Raw genomic sequence first — 25,160 nt, forward strand, 5'->3', positions numbered from 1 at the left:
AACAACTCGTGACAGTGGCCGATCGGTGTTTGCAACTGGGCCCGCCAGTCGGGTCCGGCTCGGCCAGCGCCTCGATGCGGGTGGAGATTTTCAATGGATGACGGCGACCGCGGCCACACCAGCTTCGTTAGCTGCCCGGAGAATAGCGCTTCTCAGCTCCCTGCTACTGGTTTTTCCCGTCATCACGTCGAGACAAGCTTTCACCGCGGTTAGAAATTCCTCGCCGTCATCTGATGGCCACTCCTTGATCAAAGCGTTGGCAGCCTCAAGAGCGGTTCGAACTATCAGCCGGCGGCTTGGATCCTCGAAGATGAGGATGACTTGATCAAATTCGGTCGACATGTCGATTTTCATAACGCAGTAACTCCACAAAACGCCTGGCCACCCGTATCGCGCGAGAACCTAAACGTGAGGATGCAGACTGTCGTGTGAAAACCGCGTGACATGTGCCGGCGGTCACAGCGTCGCGCTCTTGGCCTGATCCAGGATCACGTCGATGAAATCGTCGCTGTCCAACACCGTCGAAACGCCGCCGTTCTCGTGGATGAAAATGACAAGCCAATGCATGCTGTCGAGCTGTACTGCGATATGGGCCCCAATTCTTGGACGTTGCCGTCATGCTGGGCGGCTTGGCTTATATCCCGATCCGGGAGGCGACCAACGACTTGAAGCAGTCTGTCAGCATCCTCGCTGACAAGATGGTCACTCGGAAGGAACCGGAAGGAGCACTCAGCGCAGCGCAGAAGACCGCGCCAGGCCGATTCTGGCGTCAAGGAACTACGTGACGCCCAGGTGCCGCGGGAGGAACTGGACCGAGTGTTCGGCAACTATGACCAGCGCTTCATCGACCAGCAGCGCCAGATCGATGAGGTCAAGACGCCTCGGGGCTCGGTTTACGACGCTCGGGATATCTTGCTCGACTTGAGAGAACCGATCGATCGGATGGAGCGCCAGCGGCTGTCTGCGGCGCAAAATGGCGGCTAGCTCACCAGCCACCCGCCGGATAAAGCGCTACTACCGCTTGTTGGGGATCAGGCTCTATAGGAGGTGCTCCTCCAATTCATGCAGACGCTTATATAGTGAGCGACAACCATTCCGTGATTACCGCTATCGGTCTGGTATTTCTCTCTGGACCTCAAGGCATCGCCATAGGTCTCGATTAGTTCGGTTAATGATTTGCCGTTGGCCCTGGCTTCGTGCACTTGCCTACCAAATAGGCTGCATTATTGCTGATCCTCGCAGGTCGAAACTGAATACGAGGTGAAGCCAAGCGATGGTGCCGGTCCCGCATTTCTGCCTAACGCCTCGGGGTGCACGGTTCGCTACGGGGGCAGAAAGTAAGGGCCGGCAGTAAATATGACGAAACATCGGCCGCCAGGACAAGTAAGTAATTAGGATACTATCCGATCTGCGCTAGTCGAACTTCAACACAGATTTGAAAGGGACCTCGCGAAGAACGCGACCATCTTCAGAAGTGATGACGAAGGACTGGCCGTCGACGACCTCACCAGACCGCAGCCTTTCCGCTAGAATTTCCCTCGCTCCGAGAATAGCTTCCTCTTCCGCCTTCTCAATTGTAGGGAGATCAATCCCCTCTGGATCTTCTTCGAAGTTTTCGCCATTTCGAACATGGAAATAAAAAACCGGCATGTTCAGTCCCTCAAAGCGTACCGAGTTGCTGTAACGGAAAAAAGGGCGAGAAGTTCCCGGCGAGGTGGACCGCGCAACGAACCGCAGGGCTTTGAAGGGATCACCACGGAAAGGGTTCGCCGCACGATCCGCGCGTCAAACGGGGTTGTGGACGGAAAGTTCCATCCGTTTGCCGTTTTTGTTTTCGCGCAATGTTGTTCAGCAAAAGGTTCGGGCCGCCCGCGGACGATCGCTGGATTGGCTCGCCAGTTACAAACATCAGAAGCTCGCTGCCTGACGGAATGCGGTAGGCTGCAATCTCCCACCGGTTTTCGTGATCGACAAGCGCCAGCGTACGACCTGCTTGTTTGGCAGGCGGATCTCGTCAAAAACGTCTTTGGGACGATGTTGCGATCAAGGTTGAGGGCCGCGCGGAGTTCCGAGAGTGTGCGGCAAGGAGGTCGCCGCGCGGCCCACTTGCCTTGCAACGTGTTCTTATTATGTTCTCGTTGTTTCGGGAGTCAATAGTCGGAGGTTGCAGTCTCGGATGATTCGGGGAACTTAACTCTTCGTCGCGAGTTGCACGCGCGGACCGTGCAGCCGGGGGATTGAAGCCTTGACCCCACTAAAGTCGGATGTGCGGTCCACCCATGTTCATCACCATCGAGGACGAAATCGCACCGGCCAACCTTGTTGTCTGGCCTACCCGCAGGTTGCCCCCACCACGCGGCCGGAGGTCGGATCGGTCTCGAGGGTCACCCTGTTATCTCGGAAATCATGGGTGACGGGCTGACCGGGTGCAATTTGGCGTACGACGGTTGCCCCAGTTTGTTGCCCGGCTTCCTTGTCGGTCGGCTTTGGTTGCCCGACCAGCGCGCGTGCAGCTTCGGGATCGCACCGACCACGGGGAATTTCAGAGCCTGCGGAGCAAGCCACCAAAGCCGGAATGGTGCTGAGGAAAACAAGAATAGGCGTAATACGAAGAGTAGATCTCATGACTTTTGCCTCTTTCGTTCGACGACACATGCGCTCTGTGAATTGCGGTCAGCTTCTTTGTGCGGCGCAGTATTTCAAAATTTAACGCAGATATAAGCCACCTGAACGACGGGGGCCGGCGATTCGAGTCCTTTCAAGGCGATCTTGCGGCGGGTTGTGATTGACCTTTAGCAAGGGAAGGCGCTGGCAATGCGCTCTCAGTTCCGGGCATGGGCAAGATCTCGCAGTGGTGGCAGACCAAATAGACGCGCGTACTCGCGGCTGAACTGGTCGGGCATTACCCCACGCTGAACGCAATGGACGACGCGTTGCCCTGTCCGGCAATCAGTAGCGATGGGGCATGCCGAAGGCGGACGCGTTTTCGCGTATTGCAAATGGGCTCAACGCCGTGGCCGCCTTTAGTGACGGTGCACGGATGCCCACTCCGGGGGATTGTAATATTCTTTGCGAGTACCCATGTCTTGGACTCGCCAGACAACCCTTTGGGATTCGTCCGTCGTCTTTTTAGCCGACGGCAAGCTGGCGCCCTCCGACTGTTTCGTGACGGGCCAATCCAACAAGTACTGATGATGCCTGCCGATTGGCAGGCAAAAGGAAACTCATTGAACAAGATAAACATCGCTGCCGCGCCTGCGGCCGCGAAGCCGCGGGATCGCGATGAGACCGTCGTTCGACCGACCGGAAAGTGGAAACCATATCCCTGCCTCCTCACACGCCGCGAACTGCAGGAAATTATCGCCGAACAGCTCGGCTGATTACGATGCTCACAAGAGAAGAAGACAATGCAAGTGCTCGTCAGAGACAACAATGTCGGGCCCTCAGGGTTCTGAAGAAGAAGATGCAGCGCGAAGGACTTTTTCGCGAAATGAAGGAAGGGCGCGCTTACGAAAAGCCGTCCGAACGCCGCGTTCGGGAAAAGGCGCAGGCGATCAGCCGCCATCGCAAAGCCGCACACAAGAAGCTGCAGCGTGAAGGGCTGATCGCCGCGCCGACGCGGAAGGCCTCCGCTCGGTAGTGCCCTATCGCGCCCCGACGCCGTGCGACAGTCCTCGAAAGGATAAACGAATGGAAGAACTCACCAGCCTAACGATTTCCGAAGAGCGCCTGGAGGATTGCCGCGACGTCATAGAACCTGAGCTTCAGGACCTGATCCGCAGTGCGCTGCAGACGGGTTTCTCGCGCGAGGAGATCCTGATCGCCGTCAGCGAACTGGTCGCCGAGGACTTCGCGACCGTGATGAAAACGCCGAGCGTCCATTGAGGCAATAGGCAACTTTGAGAGCCGCATATGAGCATAATGGAACAGCATGACCTCTTCGGTGCAATCGAGCCTGCGCTGCCGAACGGGTTTCGTTATACGCCGGATGTCGTCCCCGACAATCTGCAGCGGGCCCTTCTGGAAACGATGCCCGGACTTCCGTTCGCGGCATTCGATTTCCACGGCTTCGAAGGCAAGCGCAGGACGGTTTCGTACGGCTGGAAATACGACTTCGATACCCAGCGGGTTCGGAGAGGCAACGATATTCCGCCGTTTCTTTTGCCCGTGCGCGCGCTTGCCGGCAGTTTCGCCGGTATCGATCCCGACCGGTTGGAACAGGCTTTGGTGACCGAATATGGTTCCGGCGCTCCGATCGGCTGGCACAAGGATAAATTTGTCTTCGGTCGGGTGGTGGGAATTTCGCTTCTCTCTCCGTGCACATTCAGGCTAAGGCGACGCCACGGCGACAAGTGGCAGCGCAGCTCGATTATTCTCGAACCTGGATCGGCATACGTGATGGCGGGTGATGCACGAACTGTCTGGGAGCATTCCATCCCTGCGGTCGACAAGCTTCGTTATTCGATTACCTTTCGCGAACTAAATCCCGGTGCTTAAGGGAGCCATTGCCGACCGCGTATGCGAATGGCGGCTGCAAAAATTCAGGCAATTCTCCTCGTAGAGGAAAATCATATATGCTCACGGGTAAGGTGAAATGGTTCAGCCCAGCTAAGGGTTTCGGTTTCATCACGCCTGACGAAGGCACTGACGACGTTTTCCTGCATCTCTCAAAGGTTGAGGAAGCCAATCTACCGACATTGGAAAGCGGAACCGCGCTTCAGTATTCTAATCGCTCCTTCTATTGATATCTCCGCCGCAGACTCCCGGGAGAGGGGCGGGTAGACGGGTATCTGGCCATAAGGTAAGTTACCGGTCATCGAGTTCAATCCAGGTGGGTGCATGATCACTCGTGTGCTCCCAAGAACGCGCAAACTTGACGACACCGCACGCCGTTAGCCGTCCAGGCAGGGACGGGTTCAGCAGAAAATGGTCGATGCGCAAACCGGCATCACGAGCGAAGGCGTTCCGGAAATACTTCCAGAATGTATAGATGCGCTCATCGGGATGGAGGTATCGCATCGCGTCTGTCCAGCCCAGGGCCACGAGGTCGGCGAACGCGGCTCTCACGTCCGGACGAAACAACGCGTCGTCCATCCACCGCTCCGGCTTGTAGACGTCGAGGTCTGTCGGCAGACGTTGAAGTTGCCGACGAGCGCCACTGGCACATCGAGTTCCAGCAGTTCATCCGCGTAGGCGTGCAACCGTTCGAACCAGCGGAGCTTGTCGTCGAACTTTGGGCCAGGCGCGGGATTCCCATTTGGAAGATAAAGACAACCCACGACGATACCGTCGATCGCCGCTTCGATGTAGCGGCTGCGGCTGTCGTCGGGGTCGCCTGGAAGTCCTGGACGCGTTTCGCGCGGGTCCTGATCGCGGACGAGGACCGCAACGCCATTCAAGGGTTTCTGGCCGTGCCAGATCGCACCGTACCAGGCGCGCTCTGTCTCTCGGGGGAGACTTCTCGTCCGGCGCCTTCAGTTCCTGCAGGCAAACGACGTCGGCCTTCGCCTCGTCCAGCCAGCGAAGCCGCACGTCGAGCCCGTCCGTTGATGCCCCTGGCGTTGTACGGGGCGAGCTTCATCCGTCAGTGCTTGCGATCGCCCCTGTCGCCCTGGCCCGGCTTGGCGTCGTATTTGGCATCGTGGCGCGCGTCGGCTGACAGCGACCTCGAGACCTCGACGCTTTCCTTGAACTTCCCTTCCTTGTCACGACGGACATAGCGTTTGTCGGTACCGGTGTCGATCAGTTCGCGTTTGCTCATGGCGGGACTCCTTCGTGGTTGCTGCACACCAAAACGCGCGTGGCGTCCAAAAGATGCATGCGAATCAGGACTTTACGCAGGACTCGCAAAACGGGCGGGCCTAATCGCGCTAAGTCATTGAAAAATGATTCGTTTCGAACTCGGAACAATTCCATGCCGATTCGCTTGAATCGCCTAGGTCGTGTAGGGAGATTGCGTCATGGTTGCTCCGCGAGCGAATTGGAAGGGCTTCATCAAGTTCGGAGAGGTTGCCTGTCCCGTGGCTCTCTACACCGCCGCATCATCGTCGGCCCGCATTGCCTTCAACACGCTGAACCGCAAGACTGGCAATCGTGTGAGGCGCGAGTTCGTCGACAGCGAAACGGGTGATCCGGTCGAGCGGGACGATCAGGTCAAAGGCTACGAGATCGAAAACGGCCAGTACATTATTCTCGAGCCGGATGAGGTCGCGGCCGCCGTACCCGAGAGCGACAAGACCCTGAAGATCAACGCGTTCATTCCCTGCAACGAAATCGACGACGTCTATTTCGACAAGCCCTATTACCTGGCACCCGACAAGATGGGTACCGATGCCTTCATGCTGCTGCGCGATGGCATGAAGAAAGCCAAAGTCGCGGCGATCGCGCGTACGGTGCTCTTCCGCCGTATGCGCACGGTACTGATCCGGCCGCATGGCAAGGGTTTGATCGCTACCACGCTGAACTTCGACTACGAAGTCCGCTCATCGGCGGAAGCCTTCGAGGAACTCCCAGATCTCAAGATCGAAGGCGAGATGCTGGAGCTTGCCGAGCACATCATTGGCACCAAGAAGGGAAGCTTCGACGCCAGTACATTTGAAGATCGCTACGAAACAGCCGTTGCCGAGCTGGTGAAGGCCAAGATCGAAGGTCGTTCGCTGCCGAAAAAGAAAGCGCCCGCAGAATCCAAGCAGAGCGATCTTCTCCAGGCCCTGCGCGAGAGCGCCGGTCTGGTCGCGAAGAAAGCGGAGCCGAAACGCACCGCCGCCAATGCCAATAAGGGCGCTGGCCGGCAGAAGGCGACCAAGCCTATTGTGGCTGCGAAATCCAAGTCTGCTGCTGCGCCGACGCGCCGCGCGAGCTGATCGGAGGAAGGAATGGCTGTCCGCCCCTACTGGAAAGGCTATCTGAAGCTCTCCCTCGTAACCTGTCCCGTGCAGATGATGCCAGCGATCTCCGAGAACGAGAAGGTGCGCTTCCATACCCTGAACCGCGAGACCCAGAACCGCTTGGTCAGCCATTACGTCGACTCCGTCACCGGTAAAGAGGTGAAGGACGAAGACGAGGTGAAGGGCTACCAGCGCGGTGAGAACGAATACGTCATTCTGGAAGACGAGGAGTTGGAGAACGTCGCCCTCGAAAGCACCAAGACGATCGACATCTCGACGTTCACGCCGCGCGACAGCGTCGAGTGGATTTGGCTCGACACCCCCTACTATCTGTCGCCCAACGACCCGGTGGGGCAGGAAGCGTTTTCGGTCATCCGTGACGCGATGGAAGCCCAGGACATGGTCGGCATCTCCCGGCTGGTCATCTCCCGCCGCGAACGCGCCGTCATGCTGGAACCGCGCGGCAGGGGCATTGTACTTTGGACATTGCGATTTGGGGATGAAGTCCGTGACGAGGATACCTATTTTGCAGGCATCGGCGATGAGACGGAGGATTCCGACATGATGCCTTTGGTGCAGCAATTGATCAAAAAGCAGACGCAGCACTGGAATCCGAAGATGGTGATCGATCCGGTGCAGGACCGGCTGCTCGATATCATCGCCGAAAAGAAGAAGACGCTGAAGAAGCCAACGAAGACCAAGGTCAAGACGCCGGCCTCGTCGCCCGCGGCGAGTAACGTTATCAATATCATGGATGCCTTGAAAAAGTCGGTAGCGGCGGAAAGCCGGAACGGCAAATGAGCAAACGCGCCAAGCCGTTGCTGCACGACGACAGCTTCACCGCGAAATCCCAGCCGCGCCGTAAGCGCGATCCCGCGCAGCCGAACCTTCCTTTCGATCCAATGCCCGATCGGGTCGAGCCATGCCTCGCACTGTTAAAGTCCGTCCCACCGGCAGGCCCCAACTGGGCCTACGAAATTAAATGGGATGGCTATCGCCTGGCAATTCACATCGAGCCAGGCGGTGTTCGGATCATCACCCGCGGCGGCCACGACTGGACACACCGGTTCCCAACAATTGCGGCTGCAGCTAAGGAGCTTGGGGGCGGGACAGCGATCCTCGACGGGGAGGCTGTCGTCCTCAACGGTGAGGGCCGCTCCGACTTCGGAGCGCTGCAGCGATCGCTAGGCGGACGCGGCGGCAAACGGGCCTCGACAAAGTCCATCCTATTCGCCTTCGACCTCCTGTATTTCGATGGGCACGATCTGACGAAGACTGAGCTGTCGCTCCGCCGGCACCTATTAGAAGATCTGCTCGATGGCGCGGTTGGTGCGATACAGCTTTCCGAAGAGGTGCAAGGCGACGGCGCCGAGCTTCTGGAAAACGCCCGCTTGCTTGGGATGGAAGGTATCATCGCCAAACACCGCGACAGCCCGTACCGCTCCGGCCGGACGGGAGACTGGCTGAAAATCAAGTGCGTCCAGAGCGAAAGCTTCATGATCATTGGGTACGAGCAGTCAGCCGCCGCGCGAGGCGGGATCGGCAGCCTTTTGCTTGCGGCTCGCCGCGGCCATGACTGGGTCTATGTCGGCGCCGTCGGCACGGGCTTCAAGGAAAAGGACGCGACATACCTGAAGACGACGCTCGATATGTTGAAGACCAGGACGCCTGTCGTTCCGCTGAAGGGCAAGAACTATATCTTCGCCCAGCCGACGCTGATTGCCGAGATCGAGTTCCGGGGCTGGACCGACGACGGCAATTTGCGGCACGCGTCCTACAAGGGACTTCGGGAAGTTCAGGATAACGCGGCGGTTTACGCGCTAGATTGAGTGGCGGGCCGGCCCACGCAAAAAGGCCAGAATTTTTTCTGGCCGCACTCTTGAATCAAAACATGCCAAAAACCAAATCGATTACGTCAGCCGCTGATGACAGGGCTGGCTTTGCTGGAGGCGTCGTCTTTCGGCCCTCCCGTACCCATGTTGCTTCAAGGAGGATATGGCTATGGCAACATCTTACGACTATGCACCCCTCTTCCGCTCGAGCGTCGGCTTCGACCGGGTCTTCAATCTTCTCGAAAACGCCCAGCGTGCCCGCTCGATCAGCGACTGGCCGCCCTATGACATCGTCAAGACCGGTGACGACAGCTACCGGATCTCGATTGCGGTGGCGGGCTTCGCGCAGGACGATCTCGACATCACCTTCCAGTCCAATCTTCTGACCGTCACCGGCAAGAAGCAGGAAGCAGCAAACGAAGGCTACCTGCATCGCGGCATTGCCGGCCGTCCCTTCGAGCATCGGTTCGAACTTGCCGATCATGTCATGGTGAACGGGGCCGACCTCAGCAACGGTCTCTTGTCGATCGATCTGGTTCGCGAGATCCCGGAGGCACTGAAGCCGCGCAAGATCTCCATCCAGAGCGCTCCCGCAATGACGTCTGCTGCTCCAGCGCAGATCGAAGCGCAAAAGGCCGCGTAACTGCGTTATCCGCAGAACAGGGCGCCGTTGCGACGGCGTCCATCCATCAACATTCCGGGTTGGGAAGGAGAGAGCGATGAAACCCGATATGTTCAGACAGCCAGTTTTCATTCTTGTCGGCCTTGGCTTTCCGGCAGAGGTTCGCGGCGTGATGGACGCCTACCGGCATCTTGCCGAATGGCCGGCCTCGTTGCGGGACGCGGCGCACTCGGTGGCGCTCAGGGCATGCAGTGCCGCGTTGCGCGGTGAAATCGAAGCGGAGACCGCGCGTGGGCTCTTCGCCGCCTTTGCCGAGAAACATGATCTGCTGGCACCGGAAAATAACGTGATCCCCGCGTCGCACCTGCGGCGGGACAAAGATCCGCACGTGCGGTGAGGTGGTCCGATGATACACGATATGTTGCAGCAGGCGGCCAGCAACGCTATGGCCATGGGACCAACGATCCTGCTTCAGGGTGCGCAGCTTCGGAGGCCAATCGATGTGGTGAGAGCGCCGTCTCTCTGCGTCGATGACAAGCGAGCAATCCTCGCGGCCTGGGCATCGGATTTTTATGCGGTTGATTCAAAGCCAGCCCTCCGCCAGGTGCCAGGAACACCAGAGCCAGTCTCGATCGATGAAGTGCAGTCTGCCCTTAAAGAACTCGACCGGCGCTATGGGATCTGACCGATCGCGCGTTCAGGCGGCCTGATTCATCGACTTGGCAAGGCGCTTGATCGCCTGTTCGAGCGATCGCTGCCCATCGCAGTAGTCCTGCCAGGCACTCGTCTTCGCCAGGAGTGCCGGCACCGTGCGGACGGTAAATCGCTTCGGATCGAGATCCGTCTTCACCTGGCTCCATGCGAGAGGCATCGACACCGGAGCGCCGGGCCGGGCGCGCGGCGACAGTGGCGCCACGGCAGTCGCCATGCGATCGTTGCGCAGATAGTCGAGGAAGATGCGGCCGTTGCGTTGGTTCTTCGCCATCTTGATCAAATAAAGTTCTGGGTTCTCCCGCGCCATCTGCAGGCAGACGTCGTGCGCAAAACCTTTTGCCTCGGGCCATGCCAGTTTCTTGCCCTTCGCCACCGCAAGCGGCGTGACGACATGCAGCCCCTTGCCGCCCGTGGTCTTGCAGAAACTGACAAGGCCGAGTTCCTCCAGCCGATCACGCAACTCTCGGGCTGCCTCGACGACGGTGGAGAAGGGTACGTCCGGACCGGGATCGAGGTCGAAGACGAGCCGACCCGGGACCTCGGGCTGTTTCGGTTCGCAATTCCAGGGGTGCAGTTCCACGCCGCCGATCTGGGCGATGGCCGCCAAGCCCTCTACGCGGTCGATCTGCAGGTAGGGCTTCTTATTGCCGAAGACGGTCACCAGTTCCAAGAGGTTCGACGTTCCGGGCATGGCATGGCGCTGGAAGAACTGCTCACTGCCTATGCCATCGGGCGTCCGGATGATCGAGCACGGCCGGCCTTTGATGTGGTCGATGAGCCAAGGTCCGACGACTTCGTAGTAGTTCGCAAGCTCAACCTTGGTGACCGGCCTGTCGTCGCCAGCGTCGGGCCACAACGGTTTCTCGGGATTGGAGATCAACACGCCCATCACATTTGCCTTGCCGCCCTTCCGGAAGGATTTTGCCGGCGCTGGCTTTTCGGCCTCTGCCTCCGGATCAGGCACATCGGCTTCTACGGGTGAGGCAGGCTTCTCGGCGACGACTTCCGCTGCTGGTTTGTCTTCCCGCAGGCCCTTAAACGCTGCCTGGCGGACAAGGCCATCGGCGGTCCAGCCCGCGAACTCGATCTCCGCCACCAGGCCCGGCTTCACCCACACGACGTTGGCATCCTTCTTCGGCGACCCGATACCGGTGAACGGTGACTTGGCCGTTTCCAGCGCGCGCAGCTTGGGGAGCAGAACATCGACTTTGCCGGCGCCATAGCCCGTGCCGACACGGCCGACATAGACGAAATGGCTGCCGCGGTTGACGCCAACCAGCAGCGACCGGAACTTGCCGTTGGTCGTGGCATATGCGCCGATCACCACCTCATGGCCTGCCCGGCACTTCGATTTGACCCAGGTGTCGGTGCGGCCAGATTGATAGGGAGCGTCGGCCTGCTTTGAGACGATCCCTTCGAGCGAGAGCTTGCAAGCAGACTTCAAGACGGCGTCGCCGCCGGTTTCGAAATGCTCGACGAAACGCAGGCGTGGATCGTCGCCTGCATCGCTCAGCAATGTCTGCAGCCGATCCTTGCGCTCCGTCAGCGGCAGCTCTCGAAGATCCTCATTGCCGTCAAACATCAGGTCGAAGGCGAAATATACCAGCGCATCCGTCCTGCCTTCCGATAGCGCCGCCTGCAGCGCGGCGAAGTCCGGCGCCCCGTTTTCATCGAGCGCGCAGATCTCCCCGTCAATGATCGCGTCGGGCAGGTTTGCGGCGGAAGCAGCGATGGCCGGATATTTGCCTGTCCAGTCGAGGCCCTTGCGGGTCTTGAGCGTCACATCGCCGTTTTCGATACGCATCTGGATCCGGTAACCGTCGAACTTGATCTCGTGGATCCAGCCGTCCGCCGTAGGTGGACGTTCGCGCGTTTCGCAGAGCTGCGGCGCGATAAACTCCGCTATCGCGGATTTCGTTGGCTTTGTCGGCGTCGGCTTCTTCTTGGGCTTCGTTTCTGCTTTGCGTTCTTCCGCTGCAAGGCCGTGGTTGCTGTCCCACACGGCATCCGCCTGCACGTCGCCACTTTCGATCATGAACGGTTTTGGCTTCTTGCCCCTGCCGGCAGCGATCGCTTCCATCGTCCGGCCGGAGGCAACAGAGGTTGCGTTCTCTTCCAGGACTGCCGCGCCGTTGTCCTCGACGGAGAAATCATCGTGGTGTTTGATCAGCAGCCAGTTGGTGCGTTTGCCGCCGTCACGGTCACTACGCATCCGCACGAGAACGAAGCTGCCATGCAGTCGCTCGCCTTCGAGGGTGAATTTGAAGTCGCCCTTAGCAAGAGCCTGCTCGGGGCTCTTGCTGCCTTCCGGCTCCCAATAGCCGCGATCCCAGAGCATCACCGTGCCGCCGCCATATTGGCCTTTCGGAATCGTGCCTTCAAAGTCCCCGTAGTCGAGCGGATGATCCTCGACCTCGACGGCAAGACGTTTGTCGTGTGGATCGAGAGACGGGCCTTTGGTCACCGCCCAGGATTTGAACACACCACCGAGCTCAAGCCGGAGATCGTAATGCAATCGGGTCGCGTCATGTTTCTGGATGACGAAGCGGCGACGGTTCGAACCCTTCAACTTCGCCTGGCCGCTCGGCTCCTGCGTCTTCTGAAAGTCGCGCTTCTGCTTGTAGGTTGAGAGCTTGTCGCTGGCCATCGCGATCCCCGGTACACTTCCTCCATCCGCGTCGAATGACGACGGAGCTGAGGCGCAGGCCGGACAGGTGGGACGCTCGGCTGCCGTTTCGTTGGCCGCAAGGAGCGCGTTCATCATCCCTGTCACGTCCGGTTGGACGGCACGCGACCTCGCAACTGAGAAGCCCCCAGCGCGCATTTTGTTCCAATTCAGCCTGTCGAGATGCGGTAGTGGAACAGAAAACGCGTCAGCCGACCTGTTCGACATTAAGGGTGCCGGCGGGAAGCGGCCTGATCAGAGATTTCGCCGAGACAGAGGGATCGAGCCAGTCGGCCCAGGCGTCCCGCTCAAGGATAGCGATCTGCCGGTCATGGTAAGGTGCGATATCCGGGCCAGGCTCCGTTGTCAGCATGGTGAAGGCTTGCCCGACGTCATCCGTGTCGCGCCAGATGCCGGCGACGCAGAAGATCGGTTCCTCCTTCTTGGTGAACAGCCACTTGTCCTTGCGCTTTTTCCCCTTTTCCGTTGGATCGGTGAACTCGTAGAAGCCGTCTGCGATGATCAGGCAGCGATTGGAGTTGAACTCGCGTCCGTCCGATCGAAAGTTATACACCGGCCGCTTGTTTAGTCCCGGCCAGCTCCAGCGCCGCTGCACTAGATCGCCTTCACCCCGCGCGCCCTCGACCGTGCGGACGATCGGCGCCATGTCGGTGATCTTGATGTCCTCGCGTGCATCAACGTTCGGTGCACCTTCACCAAAACGGATCTTGATCTTGAGGTGGGCGAAATCCTCGACGATCGAAGCCACGTCCATCATCAACCGATAATCATTGCACATGTGTTCCTCGCAGTCTTGTCGTGAAGCTGAGTTCTTGCTATGTTCTACATATGGTGAACGCGAAGGTTTTCCAGTCCGACGCCCCGCTCGACGAGCGTCGCGTTATCATAAGACGGCGGGACGGCGATGTGGAGATGGTCGAGCTGCCCTGGGGGCTGCGTCCGCTCGATGGTGGGTCGCGCGCGGTCAATGTCGTCCGCTCTGAAGGAAAGACGTTTTCAACCCGCCGCTGCCTGGTGCCGGCATCCGAGTTCCGTCATCGCAGTGGGGGCAAGAATTTCATTTTTTCGCTCGCCAACGGCGACTGGTTCTATTTCGCAGGGATCTGGCGGCCGGGCTCTTCAGATTGGCCCGAGGCCTATGCCATCCTGACGATCGAGGCGAATGCCGACATCGCGCCCTATCATGACCGGCAGATGGCGGTCCTGACGCGCGATCAACGGATGGATTGGCTTGACCGGCTTGTACCCGAAGATGAAATCCTGCGGCCACTTCCCGTCGGAACCTTCCGTGTCAAACCTCTTTCCAACGCTTCCTTCCAGCCAAGAGTTGCGGTCTAAATTGCGAGCCGCAACGACGGCGTCAACGGGTTATTTCCGACCTGCGCGAGCGCATCGCCTCGCTGGAGGGCGTGTCGGCCAGAAAGGCTGGCTGTCGAGCCATCAGTTACGGTCGAGGACATCCCGGACGCGTACGGCCAGATCCTCGAAGGAGAATGGCTTGGGCAGCAAATGCACGCCCTTGTCGAGCCGGCCATGATGAACGATGGCGTTGCGGGAATAGCCTGTCGTGAACAACGCCTTCAGCGTCGGGTCTGTCTCACGCGCTTTAGCAACCACGTCTGCGCCGCTCATGCCGCCTGGCAACACCACATCCGAAAAGATCAGATCGACTTTACCGTGGGTCGACAGCGCCTGCAGAGCCGCAGGGCCGTCCTTGGCTTCGAGTACATGGTAGCCGAGTTCGCGCAGCGATTCGACCGAATAGGCACGGACATCCGGATCGTCCTCGACGACAAGAATGACCTCGCCGGGCGCAGCGTCGGGGATAGCAGGTGCCTCTACCACATCTTCATCGGCCCCGTCCGACAAGAGCCGCGGCAGGTAGATCTTGACCGTCGTTCCCTCTCCGACTTCCGAGTAGATCTTCACATGGCCCTTCGATTGCTTGACGAACCCATAAACCTGGCTGAGGCCAAGCCCGGTGCCCTTGCCCTGGTCCTTGGTCGTAAAGAACGGCTCGAACACGTGCGACAGCGTATCGGCGTCCATCCCCGACCCAGTGTCGGAGACGCTGATGGCACTATACTGTCCGGGGATCACTTCTGCGTGCGCTGAAGCATAGGCTTCGTCCAGATGAGCGTTGAATGTCTCGATGGTCAGCTTGCCGCCTTCAGGCATCGCGTCGCGCGCATTGATTGCGAGATTAAGAAGCGCGCTTTCCAGTTCGTTGGGATCGGCTTCCGCCTTCCAGAGGCCGGCGGCGAGTACAACTTCAATGTTGTAGATCTCGCCGAGCGTCCGGTGCAGGAGTTCGGACATGCCGCGGATCAGGCTGTTGGCATCGATCGGCTTGGGGTCGAGCGGCTGCCGCCGGGCAAAGGCGAGAAGCCGTTGCGTCAGGGCCGCTGCCCGCCTCGCGCCGTTCATCGCCTGCGAGGCTGCCCTTCGCAACCGCCCCGCTTCCGGCGGCAGGTTCCGCGTGAGCGTGTCGAGATTGCCGACAATGATCTGCAGTAGATTGTTGAAATCGTGGGCGACTCCCCCCGTCAACTGCCCAACCGCCTCCATTTTCTGGGCTTGCCGCAGCGCCTCTGCGTTCTGGGTCAGCTCCTCCGTCTTCTGCTTGACGAGATGCTCCAGATTGGCGTTCAGTTCCTTGAGTGCTTCTTCAGCGCGGCGTCTTTCCTGCAGCTCACGTTGTGCGGCCTCGTACAGCCGGGCGTTGTCGATGGCGACCGCAGCTTCGCCGGCGAGGCCAGCGAGACCGCTTTCTGACGCCTCGTCGAACACGCCGATGTCAGCATGCCCGAAGAACAGTCCACCAATTACCTCGCCCATTCGCGAGATGACTGGCACGGCCAGATAGCTCCGTACGGGAAGATGACCTTCCGGCATCCCTTTTCGCGGCTCATTCTTGCCGTACCGGCTGTCCTGGGTGATATCGGCGGAACGCACAATCCCCTCTCCGAGAAAGGTCGGTGCAAAGACAGCCGTATTGCGTGGCATGGGAAACTTCGAGAATGCCTCGCGAGGTACACCGGATAGCGTGTAGAGCATGTAGCTCTCGCCCGATGGATTGATGACGTTGTGGAAGAATGCGCCGAACTGCGCTCCGGTAAGCTCGACACCGGCATCCGTTACCAGTTGAACAACCTTCTCCAGGTCATTCTCGCGCGCGAGGTCTGCTCCGGCTCGATTGAGGATCTCGAGCGCGCGGGTACGCTCTCGCAGCGCGATCTCCGTCTCGCGCTGCTCGGTGCGATCACGCAGCACTTTCACGAAACCGACAAGCTTTCTCTCATCATCCATTATCGGCGTTGTCTCACCAACGGCCCAGATGCGGCCACCGCCCCTCTGTAGCCGCCATCCTTCGCCGCTTCCCTTTCCGCTGGTCCTGGCGTCGGTCAGTTCCGCCTCGAGCAGCGCGGCGGCTCCTCCTTCCGGCGGAAAGATCGCCACCAGAGTTTTGCCCAGCATTTCGTCCTGCGACCAGCCGAGGAGAGCTTCAGCGCCCTTGCTCCAGCCGGTGATTATGCCATCGACGTCGAGCATGATGATCCCGGTGTCGACTGCGCTGTCGAGGACCTGTTGGAGGCGTTCGGCGGGGAAATGGGAAGCAGTGTTCATTCTATGGCCTGCTCGTTGAGGTGCAGATGGCGCGGCGCGATGCAATGCGGTGGACTTGCATTGGAGGGATATGGCGAGAAGTTAAGCAATCTGCGAACGACGGAAGACGGCGCGCGATCGGCGTGCTCCCCATCTGCGCACTCCCACACACATGACTGGCGAAAGGACACACGGTCCTTCTTGGATGAGCAGATACCCGTCGAGCCGCTCCCGCTGTTGTTTGTTGCACCCTCAATTTCCGTCTCCACCGGCCATGGTTCGCCGAAGGGCCTCTTCGAGCTCCGCCAATTGGTAGGGCTTGCGCAGGATCTTGATCCCCTGTGCCTCCGCGTCCTGTTTTGCCGCCTCGGAATAACCGCTAGTGAGCAGGACGGGCAAATCGCTCCGGCGGAGCCGGATCTCCTTCGCGAGCTCCACACCGTTTATCCCGCCTGGCATCATGATGTCAGAGAACACGAGGTCGACGCTGCGGCCGTTGGCCAAGGCGCCAAGTGCAGCTGCAGCCGACGCTGCCCGCACCACCTCAAATCCGAGCTCGTCGAGCATCTCAGCAACGAGCGCCGCGACTTCGTCGTCGTCTTCGACCAGCAGGACGTTACCGGCAGCTTCTGCTCGCCGCCTTGCGACATGCAGATCGACCAGGTGGTGCTGATCAAACGCTGGACGGTTTGAGGAGCGCGGTAGCAGTAGCGAGATCGTGGTTCCTTTCCCAACTTGACTTTCTATCTCGACCGTTCCGCCGGACTGCTGAGCGAAGCCGTGAACCTGCGCGAGACCAAGACCCGATCCCTTGCCGATATCTTTCGTCGTGAAGAAGGGCTCGAATACCCTCGCCTGCACCTCAGGCGTCATTCCGGAGCCATCGTCAGCGACGACGAGGCGAACAAAGTCGCCGTGACCGTCAGCTTCTGCCCGTGCCGCTTTATTCTCGCCGGTAATCTTGATCGTGCCCCCCTTCGGCATCGCGTCGCGCGCGTTGACCGCGAGGTTCAAAACCACGAGTTCGAGTTCGCTGGCATCGACTTCGACCGGCCACAAGTCTGGTGAGAGATCAATGACGACGTGGACGTCGCCCCTCAAGCTACGGTCCAGCAACTCCCGCATGCCGCCGATCTGGCGCGCCAGGTTGATGGTTTGCGGTTTGAGCTCCTGACGCCGGGAGAAAGCCAGCAGCTGGCGTGTCAGGCCCGATCCTCTTTCAGCAGCTTGCCGCATGCCGTCCATCAGCCGCTTGCGCCTCGCCGGGTCCGCCTGCCGATCGAGCATTTCGAGGCCTCCGGAAATGACCATCAGCAGGTTGTTGAAGTCGTGAGCGATGCCCCCTGTCAACTGGCCAATGGCTTCGATCTTCTGAGCCTGACGAAGTTTCTCCTCGACTTCGGCCCGGACGCGTATCTGGTCCCGCAGAGCTGTGTTAGCTGCTTCAAGCGCCTCGGTTCGGGCCACAACGAGTTGCTCAAGCTGCTGTGCCGAACGCTCGCGTTCCTCAAGCAGCGCGCGCAGCTGCAACTGCCGTTTCCTTGCACGAAGTGCTGATTGCAAGCTGCTGACGAGCGTGAGCGCCTGGACCGGTCGCTCCAGAAGCGCCACATTGCGCAGCTTGGCGATCACGTCCTGCCGCCACCCTTCGATGCCCATCTGCTCCTGGCGGCTGGTGAGCAAAATAAAGGGAAGGTCCGACCACGGTGGCTGGTCGGCGACCCATTTGTATAACGAGCTGGCATTTGTTCCAAACAGCGCTTCCTCGGCAAGAAACGCTGCTGATGCGCCGGCTTCAAGTTCTCTCACAAACGCGTAAAGATCACCGCATGCTTTGGCAGCGATCCCGTTGCGCATGAGCAGCTCGACGGACGCGGCCGCATCCCTGCCCACCGGTGCAAAGACGAGAACGGGTTCGGGCTCGGATTCACTTAACGCCATCACGTCCGTCAACTGAATTTACTGCTGGAGCTGCGGTAAAATGGGGCGATCCCGCCAGCACGCCAATGAAGCCGGCCGTCGGTGGCCCAAGCCAAATGCCTTTATCAGACAGGCTGAATTCGCGAACGCTATGCTCGTGCTGGCCGCTTCGCTTTTTGACGACCGAGATCGCGCGGCGAACCGTGCCGTGCACCTCGAAATAACGCAGCATCACAACGGCATCGCTGAGGTAGCTCAGGTCGAGCGGCGCTTCGAGAGGACCGACGAGCCCATGTTGAGCGAGAACAAGGATCGACATGATACCGCGCTGCCCGAGATAGGTCAGCAATTCGTGCATCTGCAGGATCAGGAAACGCTCGTCCGGCATTGCATTCATGTAACCGTTCAAGCTGTCAATGACGATGACGCGGGCACCATCGTTCTCGACGCTTCTCTGGACGTTGGCCGTGAATTCGCCTGGCGACATTTCCGCCGGATCGATCTGCTGCAAGCGGATCATCCCGCTTTGCAAATGTTTCTGCAAATCGAAGCCGAGAGTCCTGGCCCGCGCCTGCAGGGTTCCACGCCCTTCGTCGAAAGCATAGATGACGGCATGCTCGCCACGGTCGGCGGCCGCCAGAGCATAGGTCAGGGCGAGCGACGATTTTCCCACCCCGGCCGCGCCGAGAAACAAGGCGTTCGTCCCGCGCTCGAGCCCGCCACCCAGCATCTGATCGAGTTCTGCGATGCCGCTCGAGGTAAACTCCTCCTCAAACGCAAGATGGTGATCTGCTGCGATCAGCCGGGGGAAGACGTGGAGCCCGCCCTTCTCGATGATAAAATCATGGTAGCCCCCGCGAAACTTGATCCCGCGCATCTTTACGACGCGAAGGCGGCGACGTTCCGCGCCGTAGTCGATCGCGGTCTGCTCCAGCAAGACGACACCATGCGCAATGGAATGGAGCTGAAGGTCGTTTTGCTGAGACGATAAATCGTCGAGAAGAATGACCGTACACTGTCGGCTGGTGAAATAGTGCTTCAGCGCGAGCACTTGCCGCCGGTAACGCAGAGGACTATGGGCCAGCAGACGCAACTCGGACAGGCTGTCGATGACGACCCGCTTTGGGTTGAGCTCGGACACTCGGTCGAGGATGAGCTTCGTCGTCTCGTTCAGTTCCATCTCCGCCGGATGAAACACCGTCAGCTCGCGATCCGGATCGAGCGTCGTTTCCGGGGGAACAAGCTCGAAGAGGCTGACGCCGTCGAGCGACCAGCCGTGGCGTTTGGCGACGAGCTGCAGTTCGCGTTCCGTCTCCGACAGCGTTATATACAGCACCTGCTCCCCTTGCCGAGCGCCTTCGAGAAGAAATTGCAAGGCTATCGTGGTTTTGCCTGTTCCGGGGCGGCCCTCGTAGAGGTAAAGCCGGTTTTCGTCCAAGCCACCTTCAAGGATCACATCAAGGCCCGCGACCCCGGTGGAAATGCGCGGCGTGTCGATCGTCTCCACTTCATCTGATGTTTCAGACATGTCTTACCTATGCAGCATGAATAAGCGGTGAGATGCATATAGATCAGCGTTGTTGGGGCTCAAGTGGCCGAATAGCGAGCTTTGGCTGTGACGGTCGGTCCCGGGACAGTTCATAAGAACGGTCTCGTCGTCGCTCCCTTCGCTCTAGTGTTCCGAGGGTCTCAGCGCTCGCCGAGTGACGAGGGGAGGGCGGACCCAACGCGGCGGAACATCCCGTCTCTTGACTAGAGCTTCTGCCTTACCGTTTATGATGCAATGACAAACATTCATTCGATTTGCGTATATTGTGGTTCTTCACCGGGCAACGATCCTGCGTTCGTTGAAGCCGGTGAAAAATTAGGTGCTGCCATCGCCAAGGCGGGGCTGGAACTGATCTACGGCGGTGGCACCAACGGCGTGATGGGCGCCGTCGGCCTCTCAGCGCTGAAAAACGGCGGCAAGGTCGGCGCTATCATTCCCAAGTTTCTGACAAATCGCGAATCGACCGCTGATGCGCTCAGGATTTTCGATGATTTGACCATGACCGAGACGATGCATGAGCGTAAACACGCCATGTTCCAACGTTCCGACGCTTTTGTCGCGTTGCCGGGTGGGATAGGCACTGTCGAAGAGATCGTTGAAATCATGACCTGGGCGCAGCTAGGACGGCATCGGAAGCCTATGGTCTTCGCCAATATATTGGGCTTCTGGAATCCGATGCTCTCCATGATCGAACACATGGAAAAAGTTGGATTTTTGCATAGCCGCCATCTGATCCAGCCAATCGTTGTCGATCGGGTTGAGGACATTATACCGGCCATCCAAAATGCCGCGCGACCTCCCGAGGTTTCCGAAGGCGTCCCGTCGATCATCGACAATATGTAAGACGGTATCGACCAATCGATTTTGTGACGGTTGGCGCATGACCTTGCCCCGTTGAAGTAATGCGTTATGAAGTAAGCTCTGGCCTATCGAAAGGACCAGGGGATGAAGCGCAGGGGCGAGGCGGACCATCCCATTAGTTGTGAGCCACGCGATGTAAGCCCGCAACGCGGATGATGGAAAACCATGACCGACAATTCGAGGAGTGGGCATACCGCATTCTTGATACCGCGGAAGACTGGGGTACTTTCACATCAAGAAAATCTTACCGGTCTGCTTCGACCCCACAAACCCTTGTTATGACGAAATGATCACCGCCAATATTGGCCGCTCGTCGGTTCACCTCTCCTCAAGAGCTCGGACCGTCTGGCGGTAATCCACCCTTTAGTGAACATCCCTCGATGACGAGGACCGGGGCCAAGGGATACCGTCGATCCCAGCTAGGATGTGCCGGACAAGTTACGGAGAGCGGCCACGACATCGCCATCAAGCCATCCGACATAGGCCCAGATGAGCACCAGGGGCCAGAGCGCACAGCCCAGGAACAGCGTGACCCATCCTCCGATGGCCACTGCCTGCGCCCATGGATGGTTCCGAGTGTGGCAATCATGCCTGGAAGCATGGCGAGGAAGACAACGACTGCGACCGTGCTGAGGACGAGCACGACGAGAACGATCCAGGCGAGGATGTCCAGCACACCGATGTCGTCACCTCACCTGAGCTGGACTTCGACCCCAAAACACCAAAGCGGAACTTGTAACGACATCATCTTTACGGCGCTTGTGAGATGATGTCGTTACGCTATACATTTGTCGAGACAGGAGATTTCTATGCCCACCCCCTCGCGTACAAGTAAAAGCCAGGACGCCAGCGTGCCGTTGAATATGCGTATCAAGCCTGCGACCCGCAACTTGATCGACCGCGCCGCCGAATTGCTCGGCAAGACGCGCACGGATTTCATGCTGGAGGCTTCGGAGCGCCGTGCCGAGGAGGTGCTGCTTGACCGTACCATATTGACGGTTAGCCCCGAAATTTATGCCGAATACCTTGCCCGACTGGACGCACCCGCACAGCCCAATGAGCGTCTGAAACGCACGATGTCCACCAAAGCGCCGTGGGATGAGGCGTGACTCTCAGTGCACCCATCCCACTGGCCGATCCCGGATCAATGGGAAATGCAGGAGATCGACGTGGAAGTGAAGGACGTCAAATTCATGGGCGCGCCTGCGAACTTCCTCCAGCATCACTACCTGGTGTGGCAGGTGATCCCGGACAGCCGGGTTAAGCCTGAGCGCGACATCCGAGCATGCCACTAGCTTGGCGTCCGTAACAGAGTCGCCGCTTGCGAATAGGGTAACTTCGTGGCCCTGACGGACCAACTCCTCGGTCAGATAAGAAACGATCCGTTCCGTGCCGCCATAGAGCTTGGGCGGAACACTCTCGGCAAGGGGTGCGATCTGAGCGATCTTCATCGGCAAAACCTCCTCAATTGAGCAAAGAGTCGTCGGCAAAAATCATGCCCGCGTCCTCGAACAGGCACACGGCAGCTGGTGGCAGTGTTTAGATCTCAAACGGCTGTCGGCGGTGGTCTCCTTTCCGGTAGCTGCACAGACCAACGCCGCCAAACCGGCGCGACGGCGAGCGACGGCAACGGCTTCTTTGCATGTCGAGGAAATTGGATGCACCCTGCTCCTCGGATTGCCAATCAGACTGGTCCAGAGTCTTCAACGCTTCGATGATCTCGTCATAAGAGACGGCTTTATCCGTGCCGGGATAAAGACGAAGTGCCGGAATGGACTCGATGGCAAAGAGGTCGGATGCCCACGATGCGAGAATGGCGCGTTTTGCGTCATCGCCGATATCGCTGGCAACAAGCACGTCACGGGGGTGATTAAAATGCTTGGACGGATGAAGCAGTTGCGCGGCGCTGATTGCTGCTTCGGTACTATGGTTCGTTCTACTGTTGTTGATGTCCTCTCTCATTTTCTGGCTCCATAGATAAATCGATGGTACCTGTGGTGATGTGCCGGAGCTCGGCAAGAAGCGGACGGTGCTCCTCGTGCGCCACCGGTATTTCGGTGATTGCCATTGCTTCCGACAGCAGTCTGTCCCGGTCTCGCACGCCCCTGCTGAAGAGCCTGGCGACCGTCGCGGTCAGCCGACCGATAGAGGCCGGCTCGCCCGTTATTCCTTTGGAGCGGGCAACCTCTTTCACGACACTGGCGCAGAGGCGCGCATCTTCTTTCGATGGCAAACTCATGTTTTCTCCGCAAGTGGCTCGCCCCGCGGCGGCTGGGACGAGCCTTACCGATCACTTCTTAGAAGTCCATTCCTGCGCCAGGGGGCATGGCCGGAGCAGTGTCCTTCTTCGGCTTTTCGGCGATCATGGCCTCGGTTGTCACGAGAAGGCCGGCGACGGAGGCCGCGTCCTGGAGTGCTGCGCGTACGACCTTTGCAGGATCGATGACACCCTGTGCATAGAGATCGCCGTATTCGCCGGTCTGGGCGTTCCAGCCGTAGGAGAACTCGGCCTTTTCGCGCAGCTTGCCGACGATGATCGAACCTTCTGCGCCGGCATTCTCGGCAATCTGGCGCACCGGGGATTCGATTGCGCGCCGCACGATCTCAACGCCGACACGCTGGTCCTGGTTGGCCGTATTAAGATTGTCGAGCGCCTTGACGGCGCGCAGCAACGCGACACCACCACCCGGCAGGATACCTTCCTCGACAGCCGCACGCGTGGCATGCAGCGCGTCATCGACGCGGTCCTTCTTCTCCTTAACTTCGACTTCAGTGGAACCGCCGACGCGGATGACGGCAACGCCGCCAGCGAGCTTGGCAAGACGTTCCTGCAGCTTTTCGCGGTCGTAGTCAGAGGTGGTTTCTTCGATCTGGGCGCGGATCTGTGCAACGCGACCGTCGATCTCGGCCTTGGAACCGACGCCATCGATGATGGTGGTGTTCTCCTTCTCGATCGCCACCTTCTTGGCGCGACCGAGCATGTCGAGGGTGACGGACTCGAGCTTGATGCCGAGGTCTTCGGAGATGACAGTGCCGCCCGTCAGGATAGCGATGTCTTCCAGCATGGCCTTGCGGCGATCGCCGAAGCCCGGAGCCTTGACAGCGGCAATCTTCAGGCCGCCACGCAGCTTGTTGACGACGAGGGTTGCAAGGGCCTCGCCTTCGACATCTTCAGCAATGATCAGCAGCGGCTTGCCGGACTGCACGACGGCTTCCAGGACCGGTAGCATCGATTGAAGATTGGAGAGTTTCTTCTCGTGGATCAGGATATAAGGATCCTCGAACTCGACGCGCATCTTCTCGGTATTGGTGACGAAGTACGGGCTCAGGTAGCCGCGGTCGAACTGCATGCCTTCGACGACTTCGAGCTCGGTTTCAGCGGTCTTGGCTTCTTCGACGGTGATGACGCCTTCATTGCCGACCTTCTCCATTGCTTCGGCGAGATAGCGGCCGATTTCCTCGTCGCCATTGGCCGAGATAGTGCCGACCTGGGCAATTTCCGCATTGTTGGAGATCTTGCGAGCGTTGGTCTTCAATTCCTTGACGACCGCGTCCACGGCAAGGTCGATACCGCGTTTCAGGTCCATCGGGTTCATGCCCGACGCGACCGCCTTGGCGCCTTCCTTGACGATCGCCTGGGCAAGAACGGTTGCCGTCGTCGTGCCGTCGCCGGCTATGTCATTGGTCTTCGAAGCAACTTCGCGCAGCATCTGCGCGCCCATATTCTCGAACTTGTCTTCGAGTTCGATTTCCTTGGCGACCGAAACACCGTCCTTGGTGATGCGCGGTGCGCCGAAGGACTTGTCGATCACGACGTTGCGGCCTTTCGGGCCGAGCGTCACCTTCACGGCGTTGGCCAGAACATCGACCCCTCGCAACATGCGGTCACGGGCATCGATGTTGAATTTCACGTCTTTCGCAGCCATTTCTTTAACTCCTCAATAGGCAGCTATTGTTGACTGATGGGTTGATAGCCGGATGCTCAGGCAGCCTTCTTCTGCTCGCTCTGGGCTTCGATGATGCCCATGACATCGCTTTCCTTCATGATCAGCAGATCCTCGCCGTTGATCTTGATCTCGGTGCCGGACCATTTGCCAAACAGGATGCGATCGCCTGCCTTGACGTCGAGGGCCTGGACCTGGCCGGCCTCGTTGCGCGCGCCGGGACCCACGGCGATGACCTCGCCTTCCTGCGGCTTTTCCTTGGCGGTGTCGGGAATGATGATGCCGCCCCGGGTCTTCTCCTGAGTTTCGACGCGGCGGACGAGAATGCGATCATGCAGCGGTCTAAACGACATGTTTTCCTCCATCGGACAAAAAAGATGACGCAATCCCCTGGCCGGACCGGATGACCAGTCCGGGCGGGTGCAAAACCTCTATGAGCGTTTTGCGCAAAATGATCTGGTTTTGCGATTTTTCGATTTCAAGAGGGCAAAGAGAAAAAATTAGCAATCCACGACAGGTGCTGCTAACCTACTGGAAGG

27 protein-coding genes and 5 pseudogenes are annotated in these 25,160 nt (G+C 59.1%); 16 read left to right on the plus strand and 16 right to left on the minus strand.

Translation table 11 applies throughout. The features are described from left to right. Nucleotides 1-90 precede the first annotated feature (90 nt). Nucleotides 91-354 (minus strand): DUF982 domain-containing protein, encoded by a 264-nt coding sequence (locus ACR9ZQ_RS02150; protein WP_310384293.1) that lies wholly within the window; start codon nt 352-354, stop codon nt 91-93. Between the two features lie 462 nt (nt 355-816). On the opposite strand from ACR9ZQ_RS02150, the gene ACR9ZQ_RS02155 reads away from it, so the two are divergent. Beyond that, the gene (locus ACR9ZQ_RS02155) at nt 817-984 is read left to right on the plus strand and encodes a hypothetical protein (protein ID WP_481426733.1); all 168 of its coding nucleotides are present in this window, start codon (nt 817-819) and stop codon (nt 982-984) included. Between the two features lie 429 nt (nt 985-1,413). Here ACR9ZQ_RS02155 and ACR9ZQ_RS02160 read toward each other — a convergent pair whose 3' ends face one another. Together ACR9ZQ_RS02160 and ACR9ZQ_RS02165 are read right to left on the minus strand one after the other, a co-directional pair. Next, a complete protein-coding gene (locus tag ACR9ZQ_RS02160; protein ID WP_310384300.1) occupies nt 1,414-1,650 on the minus strand; it encodes a DUF6894 family protein in 237 nt (78 codons plus the stop codon). 681 nt (nt 1,651-2,331) lie between these two features. After that, nucleotides 2,332-2,655 (minus strand): I78 family peptidase inhibitor, encoded by a 324-nt coding sequence (locus tag ACR9ZQ_RS02165; protein WP_481426734.1) that lies wholly within the window; start codon nt 2,653-2,655, stop codon nt 2,332-2,334. 572 nt (nt 2,656-3,227) lie between these two features. On the opposite strand from ACR9ZQ_RS02165, the gene ACR9ZQ_RS02170 reads away from it, so the two are divergent. The 5 genes and pseudogenes from ACR9ZQ_RS02170 (at nt 3,228) to ACR9ZQ_RS02190 (ending at nt 4,745) form a co-directional block, all read left to right on the plus strand. Beyond that, nucleotides 3,228-3,380 carry a hypothetical protein gene (locus tag ACR9ZQ_RS02170; RefSeq protein WP_310384303.1) on the plus strand — a complete coding sequence of 51 codons (153 nt, stop codon included), beginning with the start codon at nt 3,228-3,230 and terminating at the stop codon, nt 3,378-3,380. A 27-nt stretch (nt 3,381-3,407) separates the two neighbouring features. Beyond that, a pseudogene (gene rpsU / locus ACR9ZQ_RS02175) lies at nt 3,408-3,640 on the plus strand (30S ribosomal protein S21). A 50-nt stretch (nt 3,641-3,690) separates the two neighbouring features. Continuing rightward, entirely contained in the window at nt 3,691-3,885 is a 195-nt protein-coding gene (locus ACR9ZQ_RS02180; RefSeq protein ID WP_310384305.1) for a hypothetical protein, read from the plus strand. A gap of 27 nt (nt 3,886-3,912) precedes the next feature. Continuing rightward, nucleotides 3,913-4,497: an alpha-ketoglutarate-dependent dioxygenase AlkB gene (locus ACR9ZQ_RS02185; RefSeq protein ID WP_481426735.1), complete on the plus strand. Its 585-nt coding sequence runs from the start codon at nt 3,913-3,915 to the stop codon at nt 4,495-4,497. 77 nt (nt 4,498-4,574) lie between these two features. Then, on the plus strand, nt 4,575-4,745 hold the full coding sequence (locus ACR9ZQ_RS02190) for a cold-shock protein (RefSeq protein WP_310384309.1): 171 nt from the start codon (nt 4,575-4,577) through the stop codon (nt 4,743-4,745). A 61-nt stretch (nt 4,746-4,806) separates the two neighbouring features. Here ACR9ZQ_RS02190 and xth read toward each other — a convergent pair. Beyond that, nucleotides 4,807-5,581, minus strand: a pseudogene (gene xth / locus ACR9ZQ_RS02195) (exodeoxyribonuclease III). A 3-nt stretch (nt 5,582-5,584) separates the two neighbouring features. Beyond that, nucleotides 5,585-5,761, minus strand: coding sequence for a hypothetical protein (locus tag ACR9ZQ_RS02200; protein WP_310384311.1), 177 nt, complete (start codon nt 5,759-5,761; stop codon nt 5,585-5,587). A gap of 199 nt (nt 5,762-5,960) precedes the next feature. Between ACR9ZQ_RS02200 and ku (ACR9ZQ_RS02205) the strand changes: the two genes are divergently transcribed. The 6 genes from ku (ACR9ZQ_RS02205) (at nt 5,961) to ACR9ZQ_RS02230 (ending at nt 10,026) form a co-directional block, all read left to right on the plus strand. Then, complete coding sequence (gene ku, locus ACR9ZQ_RS02205) at nt 5,961-6,863, plus strand: non-homologous end joining protein Ku (RefSeq protein ID WP_310384313.1); 903 nt, start codon at nt 5,961-5,963, stop codon at nt 6,861-6,863. 12 nt (nt 6,864-6,875) lie between these two features. Next, nucleotides 6,876-7,688 carry a non-homologous end joining protein Ku gene (gene ku, locus ACR9ZQ_RS02210; protein WP_481426736.1) on the plus strand — a complete coding sequence of 271 codons (813 nt, stop codon included), beginning with the start codon at nt 6,876-6,878 and terminating at the stop codon, nt 7,686-7,688. Beyond that, complete coding sequence (gene ligD / locus ACR9ZQ_RS02215; RefSeq protein ID WP_481426737.1) at nt 7,685-8,716, plus strand: non-homologous end-joining DNA ligase; 1,032 nt, start codon at nt 7,685-7,687, stop codon at nt 8,714-8,716. Before ku (ACR9ZQ_RS02210) ends, ligD (ACR9ZQ_RS02215) begins: the two co-directional genes overlap by 4 nt. Before the next feature lie 172 nt (nt 8,717-8,888). After that, the gene (locus ACR9ZQ_RS02220; protein WP_481426738.1) at nt 8,889-9,362 is read left to right on the plus strand and encodes an Hsp20 family protein; all 474 of its coding nucleotides are present in this window, start codon (nt 8,889-8,891) and stop codon (nt 9,360-9,362) included. A 76-nt stretch (nt 9,363-9,438) separates the two neighbouring features. Beyond that, nucleotides 9,439-9,738, plus strand: coding sequence for a DUF982 domain-containing protein (locus ACR9ZQ_RS02225; protein ID WP_310384322.1), 300 nt, complete (start codon nt 9,439-9,441; stop codon nt 9,736-9,738). Between the two features lie 9 nt (nt 9,739-9,747). Further along, nucleotides 9,748-10,026, plus strand: a complete 279-nt coding sequence (locus ACR9ZQ_RS02230; protein ID WP_310384323.1) for a hypothetical protein — start codon at nt 9,748-9,750, stop codon at nt 10,024-10,026. 12 nt (nt 10,027-10,038) lie between these two features. On the opposite strand, the gene ligD (ACR9ZQ_RS02235) is transcribed toward ACR9ZQ_RS02230, so the two are convergent. Together ligD (ACR9ZQ_RS02235) and ACR9ZQ_RS02240 are read right to left on the minus strand one after the other, a co-directional pair. Continuing rightward, a complete protein-coding gene (gene ligD, locus ACR9ZQ_RS02235; RefSeq protein WP_481426739.1) occupies nt 10,039-12,702 on the minus strand; it encodes a DNA ligase D in 2,664 nt (887 codons plus the stop codon). A gap of 226 nt (nt 12,703-12,928) precedes the next feature. Next, nucleotides 12,929-13,519: an SOS response-associated peptidase gene (locus ACR9ZQ_RS02240; protein ID WP_481426740.1), complete on the minus strand. Its 591-nt coding sequence runs from the start codon at nt 13,517-13,519 to the stop codon at nt 12,929-12,931. Between the two features lie 50 nt (nt 13,520-13,569). Here ACR9ZQ_RS02240 and ACR9ZQ_RS02245 point away from each other — a divergent pair, with 50 nt between their 5' ends. Further along, complete coding sequence (locus ACR9ZQ_RS02245) at nt 13,570-14,079, plus strand: SOS response-associated peptidase (RefSeq protein WP_310384329.1); 510 nt, start codon at nt 13,570-13,572, stop codon at nt 14,077-14,079. Between the two features lie 32 nt (nt 14,080-14,111). Continuing rightward, nucleotides 14,112-14,192, plus strand: a pseudogene (locus ACR9ZQ_RS02250) (damage-inducible mutagenesis protein); the annotation flags it as partial. On the opposite strand, the gene ACR9ZQ_RS02255 reads toward ACR9ZQ_RS02250, so the two are convergent. From ACR9ZQ_RS02255 to ACR9ZQ_RS02265, 3 genes are all read right to left on the minus strand, one after another. Beyond that, nucleotides 14,182-16,368 (minus strand): ATP-binding protein, encoded by a 2,187-nt coding sequence (locus ACR9ZQ_RS02255; protein ID WP_310384331.1) that lies wholly within the window; start codon nt 16,366-16,368, stop codon nt 14,182-14,184. The pseudogene ACR9ZQ_RS02250 and the gene ACR9ZQ_RS02255 sit on opposite strands and share 11 nt — an antisense overlap. 231 nt (nt 16,369-16,599) lie before the next feature. Then, nucleotides 16,600-18,288, minus strand: coding sequence for an ATP-binding protein (locus ACR9ZQ_RS02260; protein WP_481427269.1), 1,689 nt, complete (start codon nt 18,286-18,288; stop codon nt 16,600-16,602). After that, nucleotides 18,275-19,795, minus strand: a complete 1,521-nt coding sequence (locus tag ACR9ZQ_RS02265) for an ATPase domain-containing protein (protein ID WP_310384332.1) — start codon at nt 19,793-19,795, stop codon at nt 18,275-18,277. The genes ACR9ZQ_RS02260 and ACR9ZQ_RS02265 overlap by 14 nt, the downstream gene beginning before the upstream one ends. A 255-nt stretch (nt 19,796-20,050) precedes the next feature. Here ACR9ZQ_RS02265 and ACR9ZQ_RS02270 point away from each other — a divergent pair, with 255 nt between their 5' ends. After that, nucleotides 20,051-20,659 (plus strand): LOG family protein, encoded by a 609-nt coding sequence (locus tag ACR9ZQ_RS02270; RefSeq protein WP_481426741.1) that lies wholly within the window; start codon nt 20,051-20,053, stop codon nt 20,657-20,659. Nucleotides 20,660-21,096: 437 nt separating this feature from the next. Here the strand turns inward: ACR9ZQ_RS02270 and ACR9ZQ_RS02275 are convergent. Next, nucleotides 21,097-21,359, minus strand: a pseudogene (locus tag ACR9ZQ_RS02275) (DUF3302 domain-containing protein). 127 nt (nt 21,360-21,486) lie between these two features. Between ACR9ZQ_RS02275 and ACR9ZQ_RS02280 the strand changes: the two are divergent. Next, a complete protein-coding gene (locus tag ACR9ZQ_RS02280; RefSeq protein ID WP_481426742.1) occupies nt 21,487-21,786 on the plus strand; it encodes a type II toxin-antitoxin system TacA family antitoxin in 300 nt (99 codons plus the stop codon). Nucleotides 21,787-21,792: 6 nt separating this feature from the next. On the opposite strand, the pseudogene ACR9ZQ_RS02285 reads toward ACR9ZQ_RS02280, so the two are convergent. From ACR9ZQ_RS02285 to ACR9ZQ_RS02305, 5 genes and pseudogenes are all read right to left on the minus strand, one after another. After that, a pseudogene (locus tag ACR9ZQ_RS02285) lies at nt 21,793-22,128 on the minus strand (glycosyltransferase); the annotation flags it as partial. Between the two features lie 88 nt (nt 22,129-22,216). Further along, entirely contained in the window at nt 22,217-22,639 is a 423-nt protein-coding gene (locus ACR9ZQ_RS02290; protein ID WP_439019181.1) for a hypothetical protein, read from the minus strand. Next, nucleotides 22,614-22,916: a hypothetical protein gene (locus ACR9ZQ_RS02295; protein WP_481426743.1), complete on the minus strand. Its 303-nt coding sequence runs from the start codon at nt 22,914-22,916 to the stop codon at nt 22,614-22,616. The genes ACR9ZQ_RS02290 and ACR9ZQ_RS02295 overlap by 26 nt, the downstream gene beginning before the upstream one ends. 58 nt (nt 22,917-22,974) lie before the next feature. Continuing rightward, complete coding sequence (groL, locus tag ACR9ZQ_RS02300; protein ID WP_113321190.1) at nt 22,975-24,603, minus strand: chaperonin GroEL; 1,629 nt, start codon at nt 24,601-24,603, stop codon at nt 22,975-22,977. A gap of 56 nt (nt 24,604-24,659) precedes the next feature. Beyond that, a complete protein-coding gene (locus ACR9ZQ_RS02305; RefSeq protein ID WP_310388834.1) occupies nt 24,660-24,974 on the minus strand; it encodes a co-chaperone GroES in 315 nt (104 codons plus the stop codon). Between the last annotated feature and the right edge of the window lie 186 nt (nt 24,975-25,160).

The sequence above is a fragment of the Rhizobium sp. KNZ14-9A genome (genome assembly GCF_056755015.1).